Below are 16,600 nucleotides of genomic sequence, written 5' to 3' on the forward strand. Positions count from 1 at the left end.
TTCTGCCGGGAGGACGCTGGAGGAGCTATGAAAACTATTCGATTGACCGCCGCACAAGCATTGGTGCGCTATCTCGCAAACCAGCTGACGCCGGAAGGGGAGACTTTTATCGCGGGTGTCTGGGCTATTTTCGGCCATGGGAATGTGGCCGGGCTTGGAGAAGCACTCCATGGCATTCGCGAAGAATTACCCACGTGGCGAGGCCACAATGAACAGACAATGGCCCATGCAGCCATTGCCTATACCAAGCAGCTTGGCCGCAAACGCGCTTGCGCTGTCACCTCCTCCATCGGCCCCGGAGCGACGAATATGGTCACGGCAGCTGCCCTTGCCCATGTAAATCGCCTGCCCGTCCTTCTCATTCCCGGTGATGTCTTTGCCAATCGCGGCCCTGATCCCGTCTTGCAGCAGATCGAAGACTTCAACGACGGCACCATGACCGTGAATGACTGTTTTCGTCCGGTTAGCCGCTATTTCGACAGGATCACCCGGCCGGAACAGCTTCTCACCGCCCTGCCTCGTGCGTTCCGCACAATGACCGATCCTGCCGATTGCGGGCCGGTGACGCTCGCCTTTTGCCAGGATGTACAGACGGAAGCCTATGACTGGCCGGAAGAATTCTTTGAACAGAAAGTCTGGCACTGGCGTCGTCCGCCACCGGACGAAAACGAACTGAACAGCGCAGCCACGGCGATCCAGGCAGCGCTTAAACCTATTATCGTCGCAGGCGGTGGTGTACATTATTCCGGCGCCCACGAAGCGTTGCGCAATTTTGCCGAAGCGCACGGCATTCCGGTCATCGAAACGCAGGCTGGCAAATCGGCCCTGCCGTGGGATCACCCGCTCAATTTCGGCCCGGTCGGCGTAACCGGGGCAGACAGCGCCAATGCGATCGCGGCCGAAGCCGATCTCGTGATCGGTGTCGGCACGCGCTTTCAGGATTTCACAACCGGATCATGGGCGCTGTTCAAGCACCCCGGCCACAAGCTCCTCTCGCTCAATGTCCAGCCCTATGATGGCTCCAAGCATGGTTCGCTTCCATTGGTTGCCGATGCAAGGATCGGCCTTGAAACGCTCTCGAAGGCAATCGGCAGCTATAAGCGCCAACCCGTCAATGCCGCATTGAAAGAGAAATGGTTTGCCGCAGCAGACAATTTCACTGCTGCCCCCAGCGACGGCAATGCCTTGCCGACCGATATGCAGGTGATTGGCGCGGTACAGCGTCAGGCACGGGAAAACACTGTCGTCATGTGTGCGGCCGGAACGATGCCCGGAGAGCTCCATCAACTCTGGAAGGCTGGTCGCCCCATGTCCTATCATATGGAATACGGTTTCTCCTGCATGGGTTATGAAATTGCTGGCGGCCTTGGCATCAAGATGGCCGAACCGGACCGCGACGTCATCGTGATGGTTGGCGACGGCTCCTACATGATGGCCAATTCCGAACTCGCCACAGCCGTCATGATGGGGCAGAAGATCACTGTCGTGATCACAGACAATCGCGGTTTCGGCTGCATCAACCGGCTTCAGATGGCGACCGGCGGCGCCGAGTTCAACAACCTGCTCGACCATGCCGCGCATGTTAATCCATCGAAGATCGATTTCGCTGCCCACGCCGGAGCGATGGGCGCGGATACGAAGAAAGCAGGATCGATCCGCGAGCTGGAACATGCCCTTGCCGAAGCCCGCAACAGTCCGCGCACGACAGTCGTCATTATCGACACCGACCCCTACCCGACGCCTGAAACCGGTGGATGGTGGTGGGATGTTGCCGTGCCGGAAGTCTCGGAGCGCGAACAGGTGCGCGCTGCCCGTAAAGATTACGAAGCCAAGCTCAAAGAAAGAAACTGACCGATGATCCTCTATGGCACCAATCCAATTGCCTGGTCGAACGACGATGATCGCAGCCTCGGCGCGTACATCACCCTGGATCAATGCCTCGATGAAACCACCAAAATCGGCTTCGACGGGATCGAGAAAGGTCATAAGTTTCCGCAGGAAGCCGACGCTCTTAAAGCCGTGCTCGAGCCCCGCAGGCTTCGCTACGTATCGGGCTGGCATTCACTCAATCTGTTGGTGAATTCCGTCGAAGAAGAAAAGAAGGCCATGCAGCCTGCGCTCGATCTTCTGAAGGCGATGGGTTCGAAGGTCATCATCGTTTGCGAAACCTCGAACGCCATTCATGGTGACAACGACAAGCCGCTATCCGAGCGTCCGGTCCTGGAAGAAGCGCGCTGGGAAGAATTTGGGACGGGCGTCGAAGCACTGGCAGAATTTGCCGCGGCCCAAGGTATCGCGCTTGTCTACCATCATCACATGGGAACGGTAGTGCAGAGCGAAGACGAGATTGATCTTCTGATGCAGCATACCGGGCCGCACACGAAGCTCCTTCTCGATACCGGCCATTGCCTGTTCGGCGGTGGTGATCCGGAACAGGTTGCCAAAAAGCATATGGGCCGCGTCGGTCATATCCACGCCAAGAACGTTCGTCCGGCGATAGCTACCGAGGTACGGGACCAGAGCTTGTCTTTTCTGGAGGGAGTTCGTCGCGGTGTATTCACTGTTCCCGGCGATGCAGAGGGCGGCGTAGACTTCACGTCTGTGCTGAAAGTCGCGGCTGACAAAGCCTATCAGGGCTGGCTGGTGATCGAAGCCGAACAGGACCCGGAAGTTCGCAATCCATACCAGTATCAGTCACTCGGGTTGAAATCACTGAAATCATTCGCACGTGAAGCAGGGCTCGACAAAGGAGACTGAGACATGGCCAATTTGTTGCGCAAGCCCAAGGGCACGCATGGAAAGGTCCACGACATCCCCCCTGAAAGTGCCGAATGGGGGTATGTCGGATTCGGGCTCTATCGTCTAAAGCCCGGTGAGAGTGCATCCGAAAAGACCGGATCGACCGAAGTGATCCTGGTCCTTGTGGAAGGCAAAGCGAAGATTTCCGCCTCCGGCGAGGATTTCGGTGAGATAGGCGAACGCATGAATGTGTTCGAGAAACTGCCGCCGCACTGCCTCTATGTGCCTGCTGAAAGCGACTGGCGCGCGACTGCCACGACAGATTGCGTTCTGGCGATCTGCACCGCGCCGGGCAAACCCGGCCGCAAGGCACAGAAGCTTGGGCCGGAAAGTCTGACACTGGAGCAGCGCGGAAAAGGCGCCAACACCCGCTTCATCCACAATATTGCGATGGAAGACCGGGATGTTGCCGACAGCCTTCTTGTTACCGAGGTCTTCACACCACAGGGAAACTGGTCATCCTATCCTCCCCACAGACATGACGAAGACAATTTTCCCGACATGACCTATCTGGAAGAGACCTATTATCACCGTCTCAATCCGGCGCAGGGTTTTGGCTTCCAGCGTGTCTTCACCGAAGACGGAAGCCTTGATGAAACCATGGCGGTCGCGGATGGAGATGTCGTGCTTGTTCCAAAAGGCCATCACCCATGTGGCGCACCCTACGGCTATGAGATGTATTATCTCAATGTGATGGCCGGTCCCTTGCGCAAATGGCGGTTCAAGAACCACCCCGATCATGACTGGATTTTCCAACGGGACAACTCCTGATCCTCCTTAGGAAACTGACCGACTCGTGTAAGCTTTCGGCAAGTCCGTAGAAGACTTGCCGATTTGTTTTTGGAGGAGATCCCATTGAGTGGGCGTGTCCGTTTTCAGCTTTCGTCCGCTGTCTTTGTCATTCTGGCGCGCGGAGCAGAAATCTGCATGTTGCAGCGGAAAGCGACGGGATGGATGGACGGTTCATTCAGCCTTCCTGCAGGGGGACTTGATGGGGGCGAAACAATCCGCGCCGCAGCCATTCGCGAAGCGTTTGAGGAGACGGGCGTGGTCATCGCGCCGGAATCTCTGAAATCAGTCCACACCTTGCATAGCCTGACGGCTGGCAGCCCGTGGATAGGCCATTTCTTCCGCACCGAGGAATGGGCAGGCACCCCCGCGCTATGCGAGCCGGACAAGCACGCCAATCTCCAATGGAAACATCTGGACAATCTCCCGGAAAACACCATTCCCTATGTCCGGCAGGCGCTTCTCAGCGCCGCCGGAGGCGAACCCTATTCAGAATATGGCTGGGAATAAGCGCCAATACGCCGGGACTATCAGTCAGAGACCGGCCACTTTCTTGAGATCATCAACCGCACCGGGTGCAGCCACGAAAACCTTGTTGCCCTTGGTAAGCTTTTCTCCATCGACTGGGAAAGGATGCGCATAACCGCCGGCCTCACGCACGAGGCAAAACCCAGCCATGCAATCCCAGGCATGCATGTAGGGTTCATAATAGCCCACCAACCGGCCAGCCGCGACATAGGCTATCATCAGCGCGCCCGAACCATTGCGAATAAAGGTCCCACCCGCCTCCAGCAGATCTTCCACGATTTTGGCCACGAGTTGCGGCGTCACATAGTTGTTGGCACCGATACCCGTCACCGAATTGCGGATCGTGCGGCTTGGATCGAGAACCAGCTTCTTGCCATCAAGTGTTGCGCCCAAGCCTTTTGCCGAGGCATAGAGTTCGTCAAAGCACGGGGCTTGGATTACGCCGATGACGGGCTCTCCGTCTTTCAGAACGGCAATGGAAACGCACCAGTTCGGCATGCCGTTGACAAAAGGGCTGGTGCCATCAATCGGGTCGACGACCCAGGTGTAACCTGACGTACCCTCGTTCAGCCCGTATTCCTCTCCCAGAAAGCCATCTTGCGGAAAGATTTCCGACACACGGGTGCGAATGAGCTTTTCGACGTCCCTGTCAGCAATCGATACCACATCCTGAGGGTCGCGCTTGGTTTCGATAACCAGCGTTTCACGTCGTTTGAAATAGTCGAGAGCCTTGGCGCCCGCTTCGCGCGCTATCTTTTCGGCAAGCGCCAGCCGCGCTTCTAGTTCCGGTCCGGGATGGGAAGTCATGTTGGTTTTCCGATGAGAGATAAGGAGAGGCGCGACGTTTCTGCGCCTATTGATTGATAATGGCAAGCCCGCGCGATTCGAACTCGATAGAGACATCGGTTTGTGGCGGCAGAGCCTCTTCGACCGCCGGATCGACAATGAAAAGCTTGCCGTGCTCGGTCTCGATTTCATATTCAATATGATCGCCAAGATAGGCTGAATGCGCGACACGTCCCGGGAAGCCGCCGCCGGCCCGCGGCTGTAAGCTCACGGCATTGGGACGGATTGCGAGCTGCGCCGGCCCCGGCCGAGCGTGGGGGGCAGCGACGCGGTGGATCAGGCCACCCACACGAATGACCGCTTCACCTCCATCCGCCGTCACTACCTCACATGGCACAACATTCGCCTCCCCCATGAAGTCCGCGATGAAAGCGGAGGCCGGTGTTTCATAGAGATCACGCGGGCTTCCCTTCTGGGCGATGTTGCCTTCCTTCATGACGATGATCGTGTCGGAAACGGCAAGCGCCTCGTCCTGATCGTGTGTCACATAGACGGCAGTAAAGCCGAGCCGCTGCTGCAACTCCCGAATTTCGGTCCGCACCCGGCGCCGCAACCGGGCGTCGAGGTTTGAAAGCGGTTCATCCAGAAGCAGAACCTGTGGTTCCAGCACGAGAGCGCGGGCCACGGCCACGCGCTGCTGCTGCCCACCCGAGAGTTCGGCAGGTAGGCGATGCCCCATTCCTGCAAGACCGACGAGCTTGAGCCCCTCTTCCGCACGTTCGCGCGCTTCGGCCTTTTTCAAGCCCGAGGACTCCAGGCCGTAGGCCACATTGTCGAGCGAACTCATATGCGGGAAGAGTGCATAGGACTGGAAGACCATCGAAACGTCGCGCTCGTTGGCCGGCAGATTGGTCACGTCCTTGCCGCCGATCAGGATACGGCCGGACGTTGGGTGTTCGAGTCCGGCCAGCAGCCGCAATGTCGTCGTCTTGCCGCAACCGGACGGGCCCAGGAGCGTCACTAACGTTCCCGGCTCGACAGTCAGGGACAGATCGGGCAAGGCAGTAAAATTACCGAACTTCTTGGTGACATTTTCAAATGTAACGGAGCCGGGACGGATCGCAGTCATGCGGCTTTCTCCTGACGAATAGTTTTGACGGGGGTGACGGCTGCAACGCGGTTCTCGCGCCTGAGCTTGCGTTCACCCACGAGAAGCTGAAAGCTGGTGATGACGACGATCATGACCACGATCAGCATCGATGAATATGCGATGGCCACACCGAACTGGCCGTTCTCGACCAGGCCGACGATATAGGACGTCGCCATATTGTACTCTGCCGATACAAGGAAGATGACCGCGCTGATGGAGGTGATTGCGCGTACGAAGGAATAGACCAACGCCGCAGTGATCGCCGGGCGCAGCAGCGGCAGAATGACCTTGCGGATCGTGCGGAAGCTGTTTGCCCGCAGCGTCAGGGAGGCTTCATCTAGGCTCTTGTCGAGCTGGCTCATGGCTGCGACCCCCCCACGCACGCCCACCGGCATGTTGCGGAACACGAAACATGCAATCAGGATCAGCGCTGTGCCGGTCATTTCAAGCGGCGGCAAGTTGAAGGCCATGACATAGCTGACGCCGATTACCGTTCCGGGGATGGCAAAACTCAGCATCAGGGCAAATTCGAAAACATTGCGTCCGACAAAACGCTGACGAACGATCAGATAAGCCGTCAGCAGACCGACTGCCGCAGTGAGTGGTGCCGATAGCAGTGAAATTTCCATGGTCGTCCAGAACGAGTTCCACGCCACGCCGGTCCATGCAATGCCGTTCTCGGTCCAATTGATAGAAAAGGCCCGTGCGTAATGTTCGACCGTCAGCGTATTATCGAGCCCCCACTGTCGCACGAAGCCGCCGATGAGGATCATCGCATAAACAACGACAGTGAAAACCATCCAAGGGATGACAAGGGCATAAACGCCGATTTTTAGCCCGCGTGGCAAGCCGGCATGCATTCCGGAATCACCCTTGCCGGTCACCGTGGCGAAGTTCTTGCCGGAAAGCCATACGCGTTGAATGAGAAACGCGGTCAATGTAAAGCACAGCAACACGATAGCGAGAACCGCCGCACGCGAGGGATCGTTTTGGGCGCCCACCACGGCAAAGAATATTTCTGTCGAGAGCACGCCATTGCTGCCGCCGAGCACCATCGGATTGCCGAAATCCGCCATGCTTTCTATGAAGGCGATGAGAAACGCATTGGCAAGGCCCGGCGCCATCAGAGGCAATGAAACCTTGCGGAACGTCCGCCAGCGATCGGCACGCAGGGTTTGCGATGCCTCTTCCATTGACGGGGACACACCTTCGACAACGCCGATTAGCACGAGGAAGGAAATGGGCGTAAACGACAGGACCTGAGCGATCCATATGCCAATGAGGCCGTAGAGCCACCGTCCGGGCTCGATGCCGAATATGCTGGATAACTGCTCCGTCACGACCCCCGCGCGGCCAAAAAGCAGCGTCAAAGCAAGCCCGACGACGAAGGGCGGCGTGATGATCGGCAATATGGTGAGAAGCCGCAATCCCTTCTTGAAAGGAAAACCCGTGCGGGTAGCGACCAGTGCAAAGGCGAGGCCCAGCACTGTGGACCCCGTCGCCGTCATCAGCGCCAGCCACAATGTGCGCCATGCGACGCCACACCGTCCTTCCCCGACAAGACAGGCCAGGCTCCAGATCGAGGAATCCTGAATATTGTCAATAAACCCTTCAGGCTTGAACGAGCCATCGAAATCCTGCACCGACCCGGCAAACATGCTGATGACAGGATAGAAGACAAATACAGCTACCAGCGCGACAAGCAGGGTGATGGAAGAGACGACGAAAGCGTCCCCCTTCATCACGCCGCGTTCCGCCAGACCAAACGAAAAAATGAGCAGAAAGCATAGGCCTGTCAGGATCGCTCCTGCGCCGAAGGCCGGCTGACCGTCTGCGAGCGTGCCGAACAGATTTTCGCTGATCGTCCAGTTCCAGCCGGAAAAGCCGATAGCCAGCCCTTGCAGCGCCAGAAATATCACACCAAGGAGACTTGCCCAGACTAAAACACCGCTACGACGCTCTACAGGCAATATGAAACGGGCAGAGGCGCAGAGAAGCATCAACACGGCGATAGCGCCAAGCCACGGACGCCCGAAGAAGGCCATTTGCCAGAAGCCCGGCGCCGTTGCACCGTCGCCATACATTCCGTCCAGCCAACCGAAACTCAGAAAGCCGTCTTCAATGCGGTACCAAGGCAGCAAGACAAATGCTGCCAACGCCAGCATAAGAACAATATTCAGTCTGCGATTATGCTGTTTCATGAATGTCCGTGTCCTCCCCATGGAGATTCCAAGGAATGACCAGCGCTCCGGCTCCTGCATTCTTCAGGAATACCGCTGGCAGCTCCGCCATTTGGAAATGGTGCGTCGCACAACAGGAGCGGCGCACCCGGATTTCAAGCTAACGAAAGATCAGTTGGCGTGCGCGCCGATTTCCTTATCCCAGCGCTCGAGCAATTCCTTGCGCTTGGCCGGTTCGCCATATGTCTTGAAGTCATAATCAATGAGCTTGATGTCCTCGAAGCGCGGCGATTCCTTTGGCACTTCAGCCGACTTGTTCGACGGCAACTGGAAGGACTTCGCATCCTTCATGTGCGACTGCACTTCGGCGGTCAGCGCCCAGTCATACCACTTCTTGGCGTTCTCAAGATTCTTGGCACCCTTTATGATGGACATTGAGCCAATTTCATAACCAGTGCCTTCGCACGGTGCGACTGACTTGATCGGGAAGCCTTCCGCCGTCATCGAAACCGCATCGTGCATGAAGACGATGCCGATACCTGTCTCCCCTCGCGCCGCCGACTTGACCGGGGCCGAGCCTGATTTGGTGTACTGCGATACGTTCTCGTTGAGCTTCTTCAAATATTCATAGGCCTTGTCTTCGCCCATGATCTGCACGAGCGTAGCCAACGCCGTATAGGCCGTGCCTGAAGAGTTCGGGTTGGCCATCTGGATTTCGCCCTTGTAGGATGCGTCGAGCAAATCAGCCCAGCATTTCGGCTCTTTCAGGTTTTTCTTGGCCAGAATATCAGTATTGTAACCCCAACCGAGCGCACCGGCATAAACCCCGACCGTGCGGAATCCGGAGCTTTCGGCCTGCTTCTTGGCCCAATCATTCAGTTGCTCGAGCATCGGCGACTTATACTCAAGCGTCAGCCCTTCGGAAGCTGCCTGCAGGTGCGGATCGCCCGTGCCGGCCCACCAGATGTCGGTTTTCGGATTGCGCGCTTCGGCCCGTATCTTGGCGTAGGTTTCACCGGAAGAAAGCCGGACCATGTTGACCTTGATGCCGGTATCCTTCTCGAACATGTTCTTCATCTGCTCGCAGATGACCACATCCGCCGAACAAATGAGATTGAGATTGCCTGCGGCCTGCGCAGAAAAAGCAAATGAAGATACGCCCGCAGCGAGCGCAGCAACGAAAAATGCCGAACGCATTGTTTTCCTCCCTTTATGCGGCGCCTCCACGCCGACGCTTTTGCAAGCGTGTGCATAGTCTTTGCTTTTTATAAAAGCCTGTCAATGCCTTTGTAAATTTTATTCTGAAACCATAAAAAATAATCCAATAATTCTGTTTTAGAGCATTTCCAGCAAAAGTGTGAAACGGTTTTGGGATGGATAATGCGCTAAAACAAACACTTAGAGCGGTTCCGGCGATTCTGTTAGAACAGGAACCGCTCCAGGTTATCGGTGCACAGCCATGCAAGACCGACCGAAAAAGAAAAAGGCGGCCGCAGCCGCCTTTTTTGGGTCAGCCGATTGCCATCAGGCTGGCATTGCCACCCGCAGCCGTGGTGTTGATCGAGGTCGAAACTTCTTCCAGAAGCCAATTGAGGCAATAGGCGTCCGGGTTGTTTGCCAGTTCTTCCGAGGAAGCCGCCTGCGTCAGAACCAACGGCCCGGGGAGCGTCGCGATCTTCTTATTGATCTCCACGATGCGTTCAGCGTCGCCTTCAATCAGAGCACCGGCAAATGGCGCATCGGATTCCCAGTTATTGGTCCAGATCGTACGCGCTGCCACGGAAGCCGGAATATCTTTCAGAACATTCCGCAAGCCCGAAGTCTCGTCAATATAGACGGTATTACCCGTGGCAAGGGCAGCAGTCATCTGGCGATAAAGGCCTGTTTCCGTCTGCGGAACCAGCAGGATATTTCCACGCGCATGCAACGCATAAAGATTGCGCTCACCGACCGGGCCCGGCAATTCCAGATCAAGGCCGAGCGCCGAGGCGCTGCCGGTATCGCGGGCAGCTTGTGCCAGATCATTCATGCCACGATTGCCAAGCCACTTGGCAAAGTCCTTAAGCGCCGGATCGGTGTGAACCGAGCTGTGGCGCGGCGGGATCGGCGCTGCTTCCACCAAACGTCCAAGGTAGAGTGGGCCACCAGCCTTGGGTCCGGTGCCGGACAGGCCGCGCCCGCCGAAAGGCTGCACGCCGACAATGGCGCCGATAACATTGCGATTGATATAGATATTGCCGACACGGATACGATCCGCAACGTTGGCGATGGTTTCGTCAAGGCGTGTATGCAGGCCGAAAGTAAGCCCGTAACCCGTCGCGTTAATGTCGTCGATCAGACGCTCCATATCATCGCGCTTGTAGCGCACGACATGCAATACCGGGCCGAAGACTTCCCGTTTCAGATCGCGAAGCGAATTGATCTCGATGATGGTCGGCGCAACAAAAGTGCCCTTCTCGGTTTCAGCCCCAAGCGGCAGCTGTTCGACCTTGCGGCCGAGATCGCGCATAGCCTGAACGTGCTTTTCGATTATGGTCTTGGCTTCATCGGTGATGACCGGGCCAATATCGACGTTCAGCCGGTCGGTACGACCGATCGAAAGTTCCTTCAGTGCGCCCTTGAGCATGGTCAGGATGCGGTCAGCGACGTCTTCCTGGAGGCAGAGAACACGCAGCGCTGAACAACGCTGACCGGCGCTATCAAATGCCGATGCAATCACGTCGAAAACGACCTGCTCGGCGAGCGCAGAAGAATCCACGATCATTGCATTCTGACCGCCGGTTTCAGCAATGAGCGGAATAGGCTTTCCATTTGGCAACAGACGGGAGGCAAGCTGCGCCTGAATGAGACGCGCCACTTCGGTCGAGCCTGTGAACATCACGCCGCATGTTTCTTCGGCAGCAACCAACGCGGCCCCAATGCGGCCATCGCCCGGCAGAAGCTGCAGCGCATCAGCGGGAATGCCAGCCTCATGCAGGATACGAACGCCCTGTGCTGCAATAAGCGGGGTTTCTTCGGCAGGCTTTGCCAGCACCGGATTGCCGGCGACAAGCGCTGCCGCAATCTGGCCGGTGAAGATCGCCAGCGGAAAGTTCCACGGGCTGATGCAGACGATAGGCCCCAGCGCCTTATGGCCAACGCCCAGCGTACGCCGGGTCTGTTCCGCATAATAGCGCAGGAAGTCGATGGCTTCGCGTACTTCGGCAATCGCGTTTGGCATGGATTTGCCAGCTTCGCGCATGATGAGGCCCAGTAGAACCGGCATATCACGCTGCATGATGTCAGCGGCACGTTCCAGACAGGCTGCACGCTCAGCAGGCGCGACCACCGACCAGCTCGCCGTTGCCTTCTTTGCTGCCTTCATGGCCTTGGCTACGTCTGCCTCGGCAATCTCCGTCACCTGGCCTACAACATCGCTGTGATCGCCGGGATTGAGCACCGGACGGCTGGTTCCCTTCACCTTGGCGCCAGCAACCTGCGGCTCCGATGTCCATGCACGAGTGGCGCTGTCTTTCAGAATTTTGCTCAGTTCAGCAAGCGTAGTCTCGTTCGACAGATCGAAACCATCGGAATTCTTGCGCGCGCCATAGAGATTTTCCGGCAGGGCAATCTGATCATGGCGTGCCCCGACAACAGCCATGGAGCGAACGACTTCAACCGGATCGGCGATCAGCTCATCAACGGAAACATTTTCGTCACCGATACGGTTGACGAAGGAGGAATTCGCGCCGTTTTCAAGAAGGCGGCGGACGAGATAAGCCAGCAGCGTTTCATGCGTGCCGACAGGCGCATAAATGCGGGCCGGACGGCCAAGCTTGTCAGCGCCGACAACTTCATCATAAAGCGGCTCACCCATGCCATGCAGGCACTGGAACTCAAACTTGCCGGTTTTAAAATCCGGCCCAGCCAAATGATAGATGGTGGCCAGCGTCTGCGCATTGTGGGTTGCAAATTGCGGGAAAACGGCATCGGTCGCAGCCAGAAGCTTGCGGGCGCAGGCTATGTAGGAAACATCGGTATGTACCTTGCGCGTATAAACCGGGAAATCTTCCAGTCCATCCACCTGCGCACGCTTGATCTCGGCATCCCAGTAAGCGCCCTTGACCAGACGAACCATCACGCGGCGTTTGTTCTGCCGCGCCAGATCAATGATGAAATCGAGCACAAACGGACAACGCTTGCCATAGGCCTGCACCACAAAGCCGATGCCTTCCCAATCCGCCAACTCCGGGTCTTCGATGAGGCTCTGCAACAGATCGAGCGACAGTTCCAGACGGTCAGCTTCTTCGGCATCGATATTGAGGCCGATATTATAAGACTTGGCGATGACAGCGAGCGCCTTCACCTTGGGCAGAAGCTCTCCCATCACGCGGTCGCTCTGTGAGCGGACGTAACGCGGATGCAGAGCAGAAAGCTTGATGGAAATGCCGGGGCCCTCATAAATGCCCCGACCAGCCGATGCACGACCAATGGCGTGGATCGCGGTCTCGTAATCCTTGTAATAGCGCTCGGCGTCAGCAGCAGTCGTCGCGGCTTCACCCAGCATGTCGTAGGAATAGCGGAAACCGCGTTCTTCCAACGGCTTGGCGCGTTTCAACGCCTCGTCGATGGTTTCGCCGGTGACGAACTGTTCGCCCATCATGCGCATGGCCATGTCAACGCCACGGCGAATGACAGGCTCGCCGCAACGCGCGATCAGGCGCGTCAGAGCGGCTGACAGGCCGCGATCATTGACTGTATTCGTCAGCTTGCCGGTGACCACAAGGCCCCAGGTTGCCGCGTTGACGAAAAGCGAACGCCCGCCGCCGATATGGGACTTCCAGTCGCCATTGGAAATCTTGTCGCGGATCAGCGCGTCGCGCGTCGCCATGTCGGGGATACGCAGCAGCGCTTCGGCAAGGCACATCAGCGCCACGCCTTCCTGGCTCGACAGCGAATATTCATGCACCAGACCTTCGACGCCTGTGCCCTTGTGCTTGGCGCGCAACGCTTCGATCAGCTTGCGGGCCGTGGCACGGATCTGCTTGGCCGTTTCTTCCGGCAAAGCAGCCTGCGCAGCCAATGCGGAAACGCATTCGGCTTCAGGACGACGATAAGCGGCGGTGATCGCCTGCCTCATCGCGTTTTGCTCGCGGATCGGCGGCGCAAAAGTCTGGAAAACCGGATTGGTGGGGACGGGTATGGTGTCGGTCATGGTGCAATGCTCGCAAATGAAAACAGCCCCGAGCGTCTCTGCCCAGTTTAGCTCTGCTTTATGTGGGCGCACACTAACATTTGTCCAAATTGCATTCTGCCTTCATTTGCTTCATATGAAGGATTATCGATCTTATTATTGGCTCGAATGAAGGCAAAAAGAATGCGAAAGATAGATTCTTTAGACGATCTGGATCAGTTTGATCGACGCATTCTGGAAGTCCTGAGCGAAGATGGGCGCATTCCGGTGACCGAACTCTCGAAAAAGGTCGGCCTATCCAAGACCCCTTGCCAGGCGAGGCTGAAAAGACTGGTCGATGAAGGCTATATTGTCGGCTTCCGCGCGGAAATCGATCCCGAAAAACTTGGTCTCGATCACATCGCCTTCACGACAGTTAAATTGTCCGACACACGCGAAGCCGCACTTGAAGCATTCAACACGGCGGTGCGCAAAATACGCGAAGTCGAAGAATGCCACATGATTGCCAGCTCTTTCGACTATCTTCTGAAAGTGCGAACGCCCAACATCCGGCGTTACCGCGAGGTGCTGGGCGAAAAGATTTCGAGCTTGCCCAATGTGGCGAGCACATCCACTTTTGTGGTCATGGAGTCGGTCAAGGACAATCGTCCGGTCAGGGTCTATCCGGGCGCATTGTAATTTGGTTATAGCGGGTCACCTGCCAGATACCGCTCGAGCGTTTTAACAGTCCCATCCTGCCAGATGCGTAGAAGCGCGGACGAGAACGCCGTGACATAGGCTGAATTTGAGGCAAGCGAGCCAAAGATGTCTTCCATTGCAAGCCAGGCCGACGGATTACTTTTCGCGAGTGCCGCCTGTCGAGCCAGGCGATCCCACGACGGATCGTTAGGTTCGATGATCGCGCCGCTATCGGTTCTGCCATAGCAATAGCGGCACCAGAATGCGGAAACGAGCGCCAATCCTGTCACAGACTTGCCTTCAGCCACTCGATCAGAAGCTGTTGGCAGAATGAATTTCGGCTGGCGGTTGGAACCGTCGAGGCATAGCCTGCGAATTGTATCGCCGATGCTTGGATTGGCGAAGCGCTTGTCAATGAGAAGCCGATAGGCCTCCAGATCGGTATCAGGCACCGGCGGCACTTCAGGGATGATCTCTTCCGTGGTGAGCTTTTCCAGATAGCGCCGGATCAACGGGTGCTCCATGGCCTCATGCACGAAATGTATGTCGAGCAAACCGCCCGGATAAGCGATAGCCGCATGGCCGCCGTTCAGAATACGGATCTTCATCAATTCATAAGCGGCGACCTGATCGGTAAACGTGACGCCAACCTTCTCCAGCGCGGGACGTCCAGCAGGAAAATTGTCTTCCACCACCCATTGCTTGAAACCTTCACAGAAGACTGGCCAGCCATCTTCGATCCCGAACTCCTTCGCTGCGAACTCGCGTTCACGCGCGCCGGTGGCCGGCGTAATGCGGTCCACCATGGAATTTGGAAAAGCGACATGGGCTGAAATCCAATCGGCAAAGGCGGGATCATCCAGTTTCGCGAGACCGACGACAGCATCTTCGGTCACATGCCCATTGCCCGGAATGTTATCACACGACATCACGGTGAAGGGCTGCACACCAGCCGCCTTACGCAATTTCAGCGCCTGCACAATCAGACCGAAGACGGTGTTCGGTTGATTTGGATGGGCGGCATCCGCCACAATATCGGGGTGGGCAGGATCAAAGGTCTGACTTGCCGGATCGATGTAATAACCACCTTCGGTGATCGTCATGGAAACGATGCGAGTATCAGGTGATGTAAGGTAGGCCATCAAAGCCTTTCGCCCCTCCTCTGTCGATAGGGTTACATAATCGACCATGGAAGCGGTAATCCTTGCCCCCGCATAATCAGCTTCTTGTTCGACAACTGTGGTAAGCCAGTCTTGCGCCATGAGCGTATCACGCATGGCGTCGTCACTGCCACGCACCCCGGCCCCGACCAACGCCCAGTCGTACCCCTCGCCCATTCCAAACAGATCATCCAGGTAGACAGCCTGATGGGCACGGTGAAAATTCCCCACACCGAAATGCACGATGCCCGGTTTCAAACAAGTTGGGTCGTAGCCGGGTTTATGGACATTATCAAAGCCCTGAAGCGTTACGCGGGACAGCTTTGTCATGACGATTTCCTTCAATTCAATCGGGTACGAACTGGACTTTCATCGTGGCTGGATCACCGCCATGTTTGGTGAAGTGAGGCAGCATCTCCCTAAGGGGCAGCTGGTGCGATACAAGGCGTGCCATTTCGCCTTGGTCCTGCTTCAGGATTTCCAGGGCCTGCGGAATGTTGCGATTGAGCGAATGTGACCCTGCAATTCGAATCTGACGGCGGAAGATTTCAAAAGGCGCGACCGAAATCCGGGCCTCCGGTGCACAAACGCCAAACATCAGAACCGTCCCGCCATCAGCCGCGTAGCTCACCATGCTTTCAACGACCTGGGTAATACCGGTGGCATCCGCGACAAAATCAAAGCTGCGTTTAGGCTTATCCAGCATTTCCGAGCCCGAAACGACTGGCTCAAGCCCCAGGCCCTCCGCAAATGCCAGCCGGTGTTCGTTGATATCGGCTACAGCAACGTGCTTTACACCTCGTGCCTTCAGCGACAACGCAAGCAACAATCCTATAGGCCCGGCACCGAAGACGAGCGCGGTTTCGGTTCCGTATGGACCAGTCTTGAGATCTGCTGCGCCAAGTCCGTTGAGGACACAGGCAAGCGGTTCCGCGAGGGCCGCTACATTGAAAGGCAGATCCCCGATGGAATGGAGATGGCTTGCCTCGACAAGACTCATACTCGCAAAGCCACCATTGTGCGTTACGCCATAAGCTTTCAAATCCGAACAGAGATTGGTCAGCCCCTTGAGGCAGGCACGGCAATAACCGCATGGAATATTCGGATCGACCGCAACGCGGTCGCCCACCTTCACATTGGTTACGTCTTCTGCCACGGCGACCACAATGCCCGCATATTCGTGACCCGGCACCAACGGAAATGCGCTGGAACCGTAGCGGCCATGCAGGACATCAATGTCGGTATGACAGAGACCTGACGCCTTGACGTCGATCAAGGCGTGCCCAGGCTGCAATGCCGGTTCCGGTAAGTCGGTCAGGCCTGCTTCGCCGTGGCCGGTAAAATAGATCGCTTTCAT

At 56.9% G+C, this 16,600-nt stretch carries 12 protein-coding genes; 5 read left to right on the forward strand and 7 right to left on the reverse strand.

Going from position 1 to position 16,600, the window contains the following annotated elements:
* Positions 1-27: 27 nt before the first annotated feature.
* The 4 genes from iolD to OINT_RS16880 all read left to right on the forward strand — a co-directional run bounded on the left by iolD (position 28) and on the right by OINT_RS16880 (position 4,098).
* The gene (iolD, locus tag OINT_RS16865) at positions 28-1,851 is read left to right on the forward strand and encodes a 3D-(3,5/4)-trihydroxycyclohexane-1,2-dione acylhydrolase (decyclizing) (RefSeq protein ID WP_006471547.1); all 1,824 of its coding nucleotides are present in this window, start codon (positions 28-30) and stop codon (positions 1,849-1,851) included.
* A 3-nt stretch (positions 1,852-1,854) separates the two neighbouring features.
* Positions 1,855-2,757 carry a myo-inosose-2 dehydratase gene (iolE, locus tag OINT_RS16870; RefSeq protein ID WP_006469095.1) on the forward strand — a complete coding sequence of 301 codons (903 nt, stop codon included), beginning with the start codon at positions 1,855-1,857 and terminating at the stop codon, positions 2,755-2,757.
* 3 nt (positions 2,758-2,760) lie between these two features.
* Positions 2,761-3,570, forward strand: a complete 810-nt coding sequence (gene iolB / locus OINT_RS16875) for a 5-deoxy-glucuronate isomerase (RefSeq protein WP_006469096.1) — start codon at positions 2,761-2,763, stop codon at positions 3,568-3,570.
* An 84-nt stretch (positions 3,571-3,654) separates the two neighbouring features.
* Positions 3,655-4,098 (forward strand): NUDIX hydrolase, encoded by a 444-nt coding sequence (locus OINT_RS16880; RefSeq protein WP_006471546.1) that lies wholly within the window; start codon positions 3,655-3,657, stop codon positions 4,096-4,098.
* 24 nt (positions 4,099-4,122) lie between these two features.
* Here OINT_RS16880 and OINT_RS16885 read toward each other — a convergent pair whose 3' ends face one another.
* From OINT_RS16885 to putA, 5 genes are all read right to left on the reverse strand, one after another.
* The gene (locus OINT_RS16885; RefSeq protein ID WP_006471545.1) at positions 4,123-4,923 is read right to left on the reverse strand and encodes an inositol monophosphatase family protein; all 801 of its coding nucleotides are present in this window, start codon (positions 4,921-4,923) and stop codon (positions 4,123-4,125) included.
* A 46-nt stretch (positions 4,924-4,969) separates the two neighbouring features.
* Positions 4,970-6,031 (reverse strand): ABC transporter ATP-binding protein, encoded by a 1,062-nt coding sequence (locus OINT_RS16890; RefSeq protein WP_006469102.1) that lies wholly within the window; start codon positions 6,029-6,031, stop codon positions 4,970-4,972.
* The gene (locus OINT_RS16895; protein ID WP_006471544.1) at positions 6,028-8,253 is read right to left on the reverse strand and encodes an ABC transporter permease; all 2,226 of its coding nucleotides are present in this window, start codon (positions 8,251-8,253) and stop codon (positions 6,028-6,030) included. Before OINT_RS16895 ends, OINT_RS16890 begins: the two co-directional genes overlap by 4 nt.
* A 150-nt stretch (positions 8,254-8,403) precedes the next feature.
* Positions 8,404-9,429 carry an ABC transporter substrate-binding protein gene (locus tag OINT_RS16900; protein WP_006471543.1) on the reverse strand — a complete coding sequence of 342 codons (1,026 nt, stop codon included), beginning with the start codon at positions 9,427-9,429 and terminating at the stop codon, positions 8,404-8,406.
* A 313-nt stretch (positions 9,430-9,742) separates the two neighbouring features.
* Positions 9,743-13,426, reverse strand: coding sequence for a trifunctional transcriptional regulator/proline dehydrogenase/L-glutamate gamma-semialdehyde dehydrogenase (gene putA / locus OINT_RS16905; RefSeq protein ID WP_006471542.1), 3,684 nt, complete (start codon positions 13,424-13,426; stop codon positions 9,743-9,745).
* A 162-nt stretch (positions 13,427-13,588) separates the two neighbouring features.
* On the opposite strand from putA, the gene OINT_RS16910 reads away from it, so the two are divergent.
* Positions 13,589-14,083 (forward strand): Lrp/AsnC family transcriptional regulator, encoded by a 495-nt coding sequence (locus OINT_RS16910; protein WP_006471541.1) that lies wholly within the window; start codon positions 13,589-13,591, stop codon positions 14,081-14,083.
* 5 nt (positions 14,084-14,088) lie between these two features.
* Here OINT_RS16910 and OINT_RS16915 read toward each other — a convergent pair whose 3' ends face one another.
* Both OINT_RS16915 and OINT_RS16920 read right to left on the reverse strand, forming a co-directional pair.
* On the reverse strand, positions 14,089-15,573 hold the full coding sequence (locus tag OINT_RS16915) for a mannitol dehydrogenase family protein (RefSeq protein WP_006471540.1): 1,485 nt from the start codon (positions 15,571-15,573) through the stop codon (positions 14,089-14,091).
* Between the two features lie 16 nt (positions 15,574-15,589).
* Positions 15,590-16,600 carry a zinc-dependent alcohol dehydrogenase family protein gene (locus OINT_RS16920; RefSeq protein WP_006471538.1) on the reverse strand — a complete coding sequence of 337 codons (1,011 nt, stop codon included), beginning with the start codon at positions 16,598-16,600 and terminating at the stop codon, positions 15,590-15,592.

The sequence above is a fragment of the Brucella intermedia LMG 3301 genome (assembly GCF_000182645.1).
In the GTDB taxonomy this organism is placed as follows: Bacteria; Pseudomonadota; Alphaproteobacteria; order Rhizobiales; family Rhizobiaceae; genus Brucella; species Brucella intermedia.

Coding starts and splice junctions, on each gene's coding strand:
- iolD (WP_006471547.1), top strand. CDS start 28: ATGAAAACTATTCGATTGACCGCCGCACAAGCATTGGTGCGCTATCTC.
- iolE (WP_006469095.1), top strand. CDS start 1,855: ATGATCCTCTATGGCACCAATCCAATTGCCTGGTCGAACGACGATGAT.
- iolB (WP_006469096.1), top strand. CDS start 2,761: ATGGCCAATTTGTTGCGCAAGCCCAAGGGCACGCATGGAAAGGTCCAC.
- OINT_RS16885 (WP_006471545.1), bottom strand. CDS start 4,923: ATGACTTCCCATCCCGGACCGGAACTAGAAGCGCGGCTGGCGCTTGCC.
- OINT_RS16890 (WP_006469102.1), bottom strand. CDS start 6,031: ATGACTGCGATCCGTCCCGGCTCCGTTACATTTGAAAATGTCACCAAG.
- OINT_RS16895 (WP_006471544.1), bottom strand. CDS start 8,253: ATGAAACAGCATAATCGCAGACTGAATATTGTTCTTATGCTGGCGTTG.
- OINT_RS16900 (WP_006471543.1), bottom strand. CDS start 9,429: ATGCGTTCGGCATTTTTCGTTGCTGCGCTCGCTGCGGGCGTATCTTCA.
- putA (WP_006471542.1), bottom strand. CDS start 13,426: ATGACCGACACCATACCCGTCCCCACCAATCCGGTTTTCCAGACTTTT.
- OINT_RS16910 (WP_006471541.1), top strand. CDS start 13,589: ATGCGAAAGATAGATTCTTTAGACGATCTGGATCAGTTTGATCGACGC.
- OINT_RS16915 (WP_006471540.1), bottom strand. CDS start 15,573: ATGACAAAGCTGTCCCGCGTAACGCTTCAGGGCTTTGATAATGTCCAT.
- OINT_RS16920 (WP_006471538.1), bottom strand. CDS start 16,600: ATGAAAGCGATCTATTTTACCGGCCACGGCGAAGCAGGCCTGACCGAC.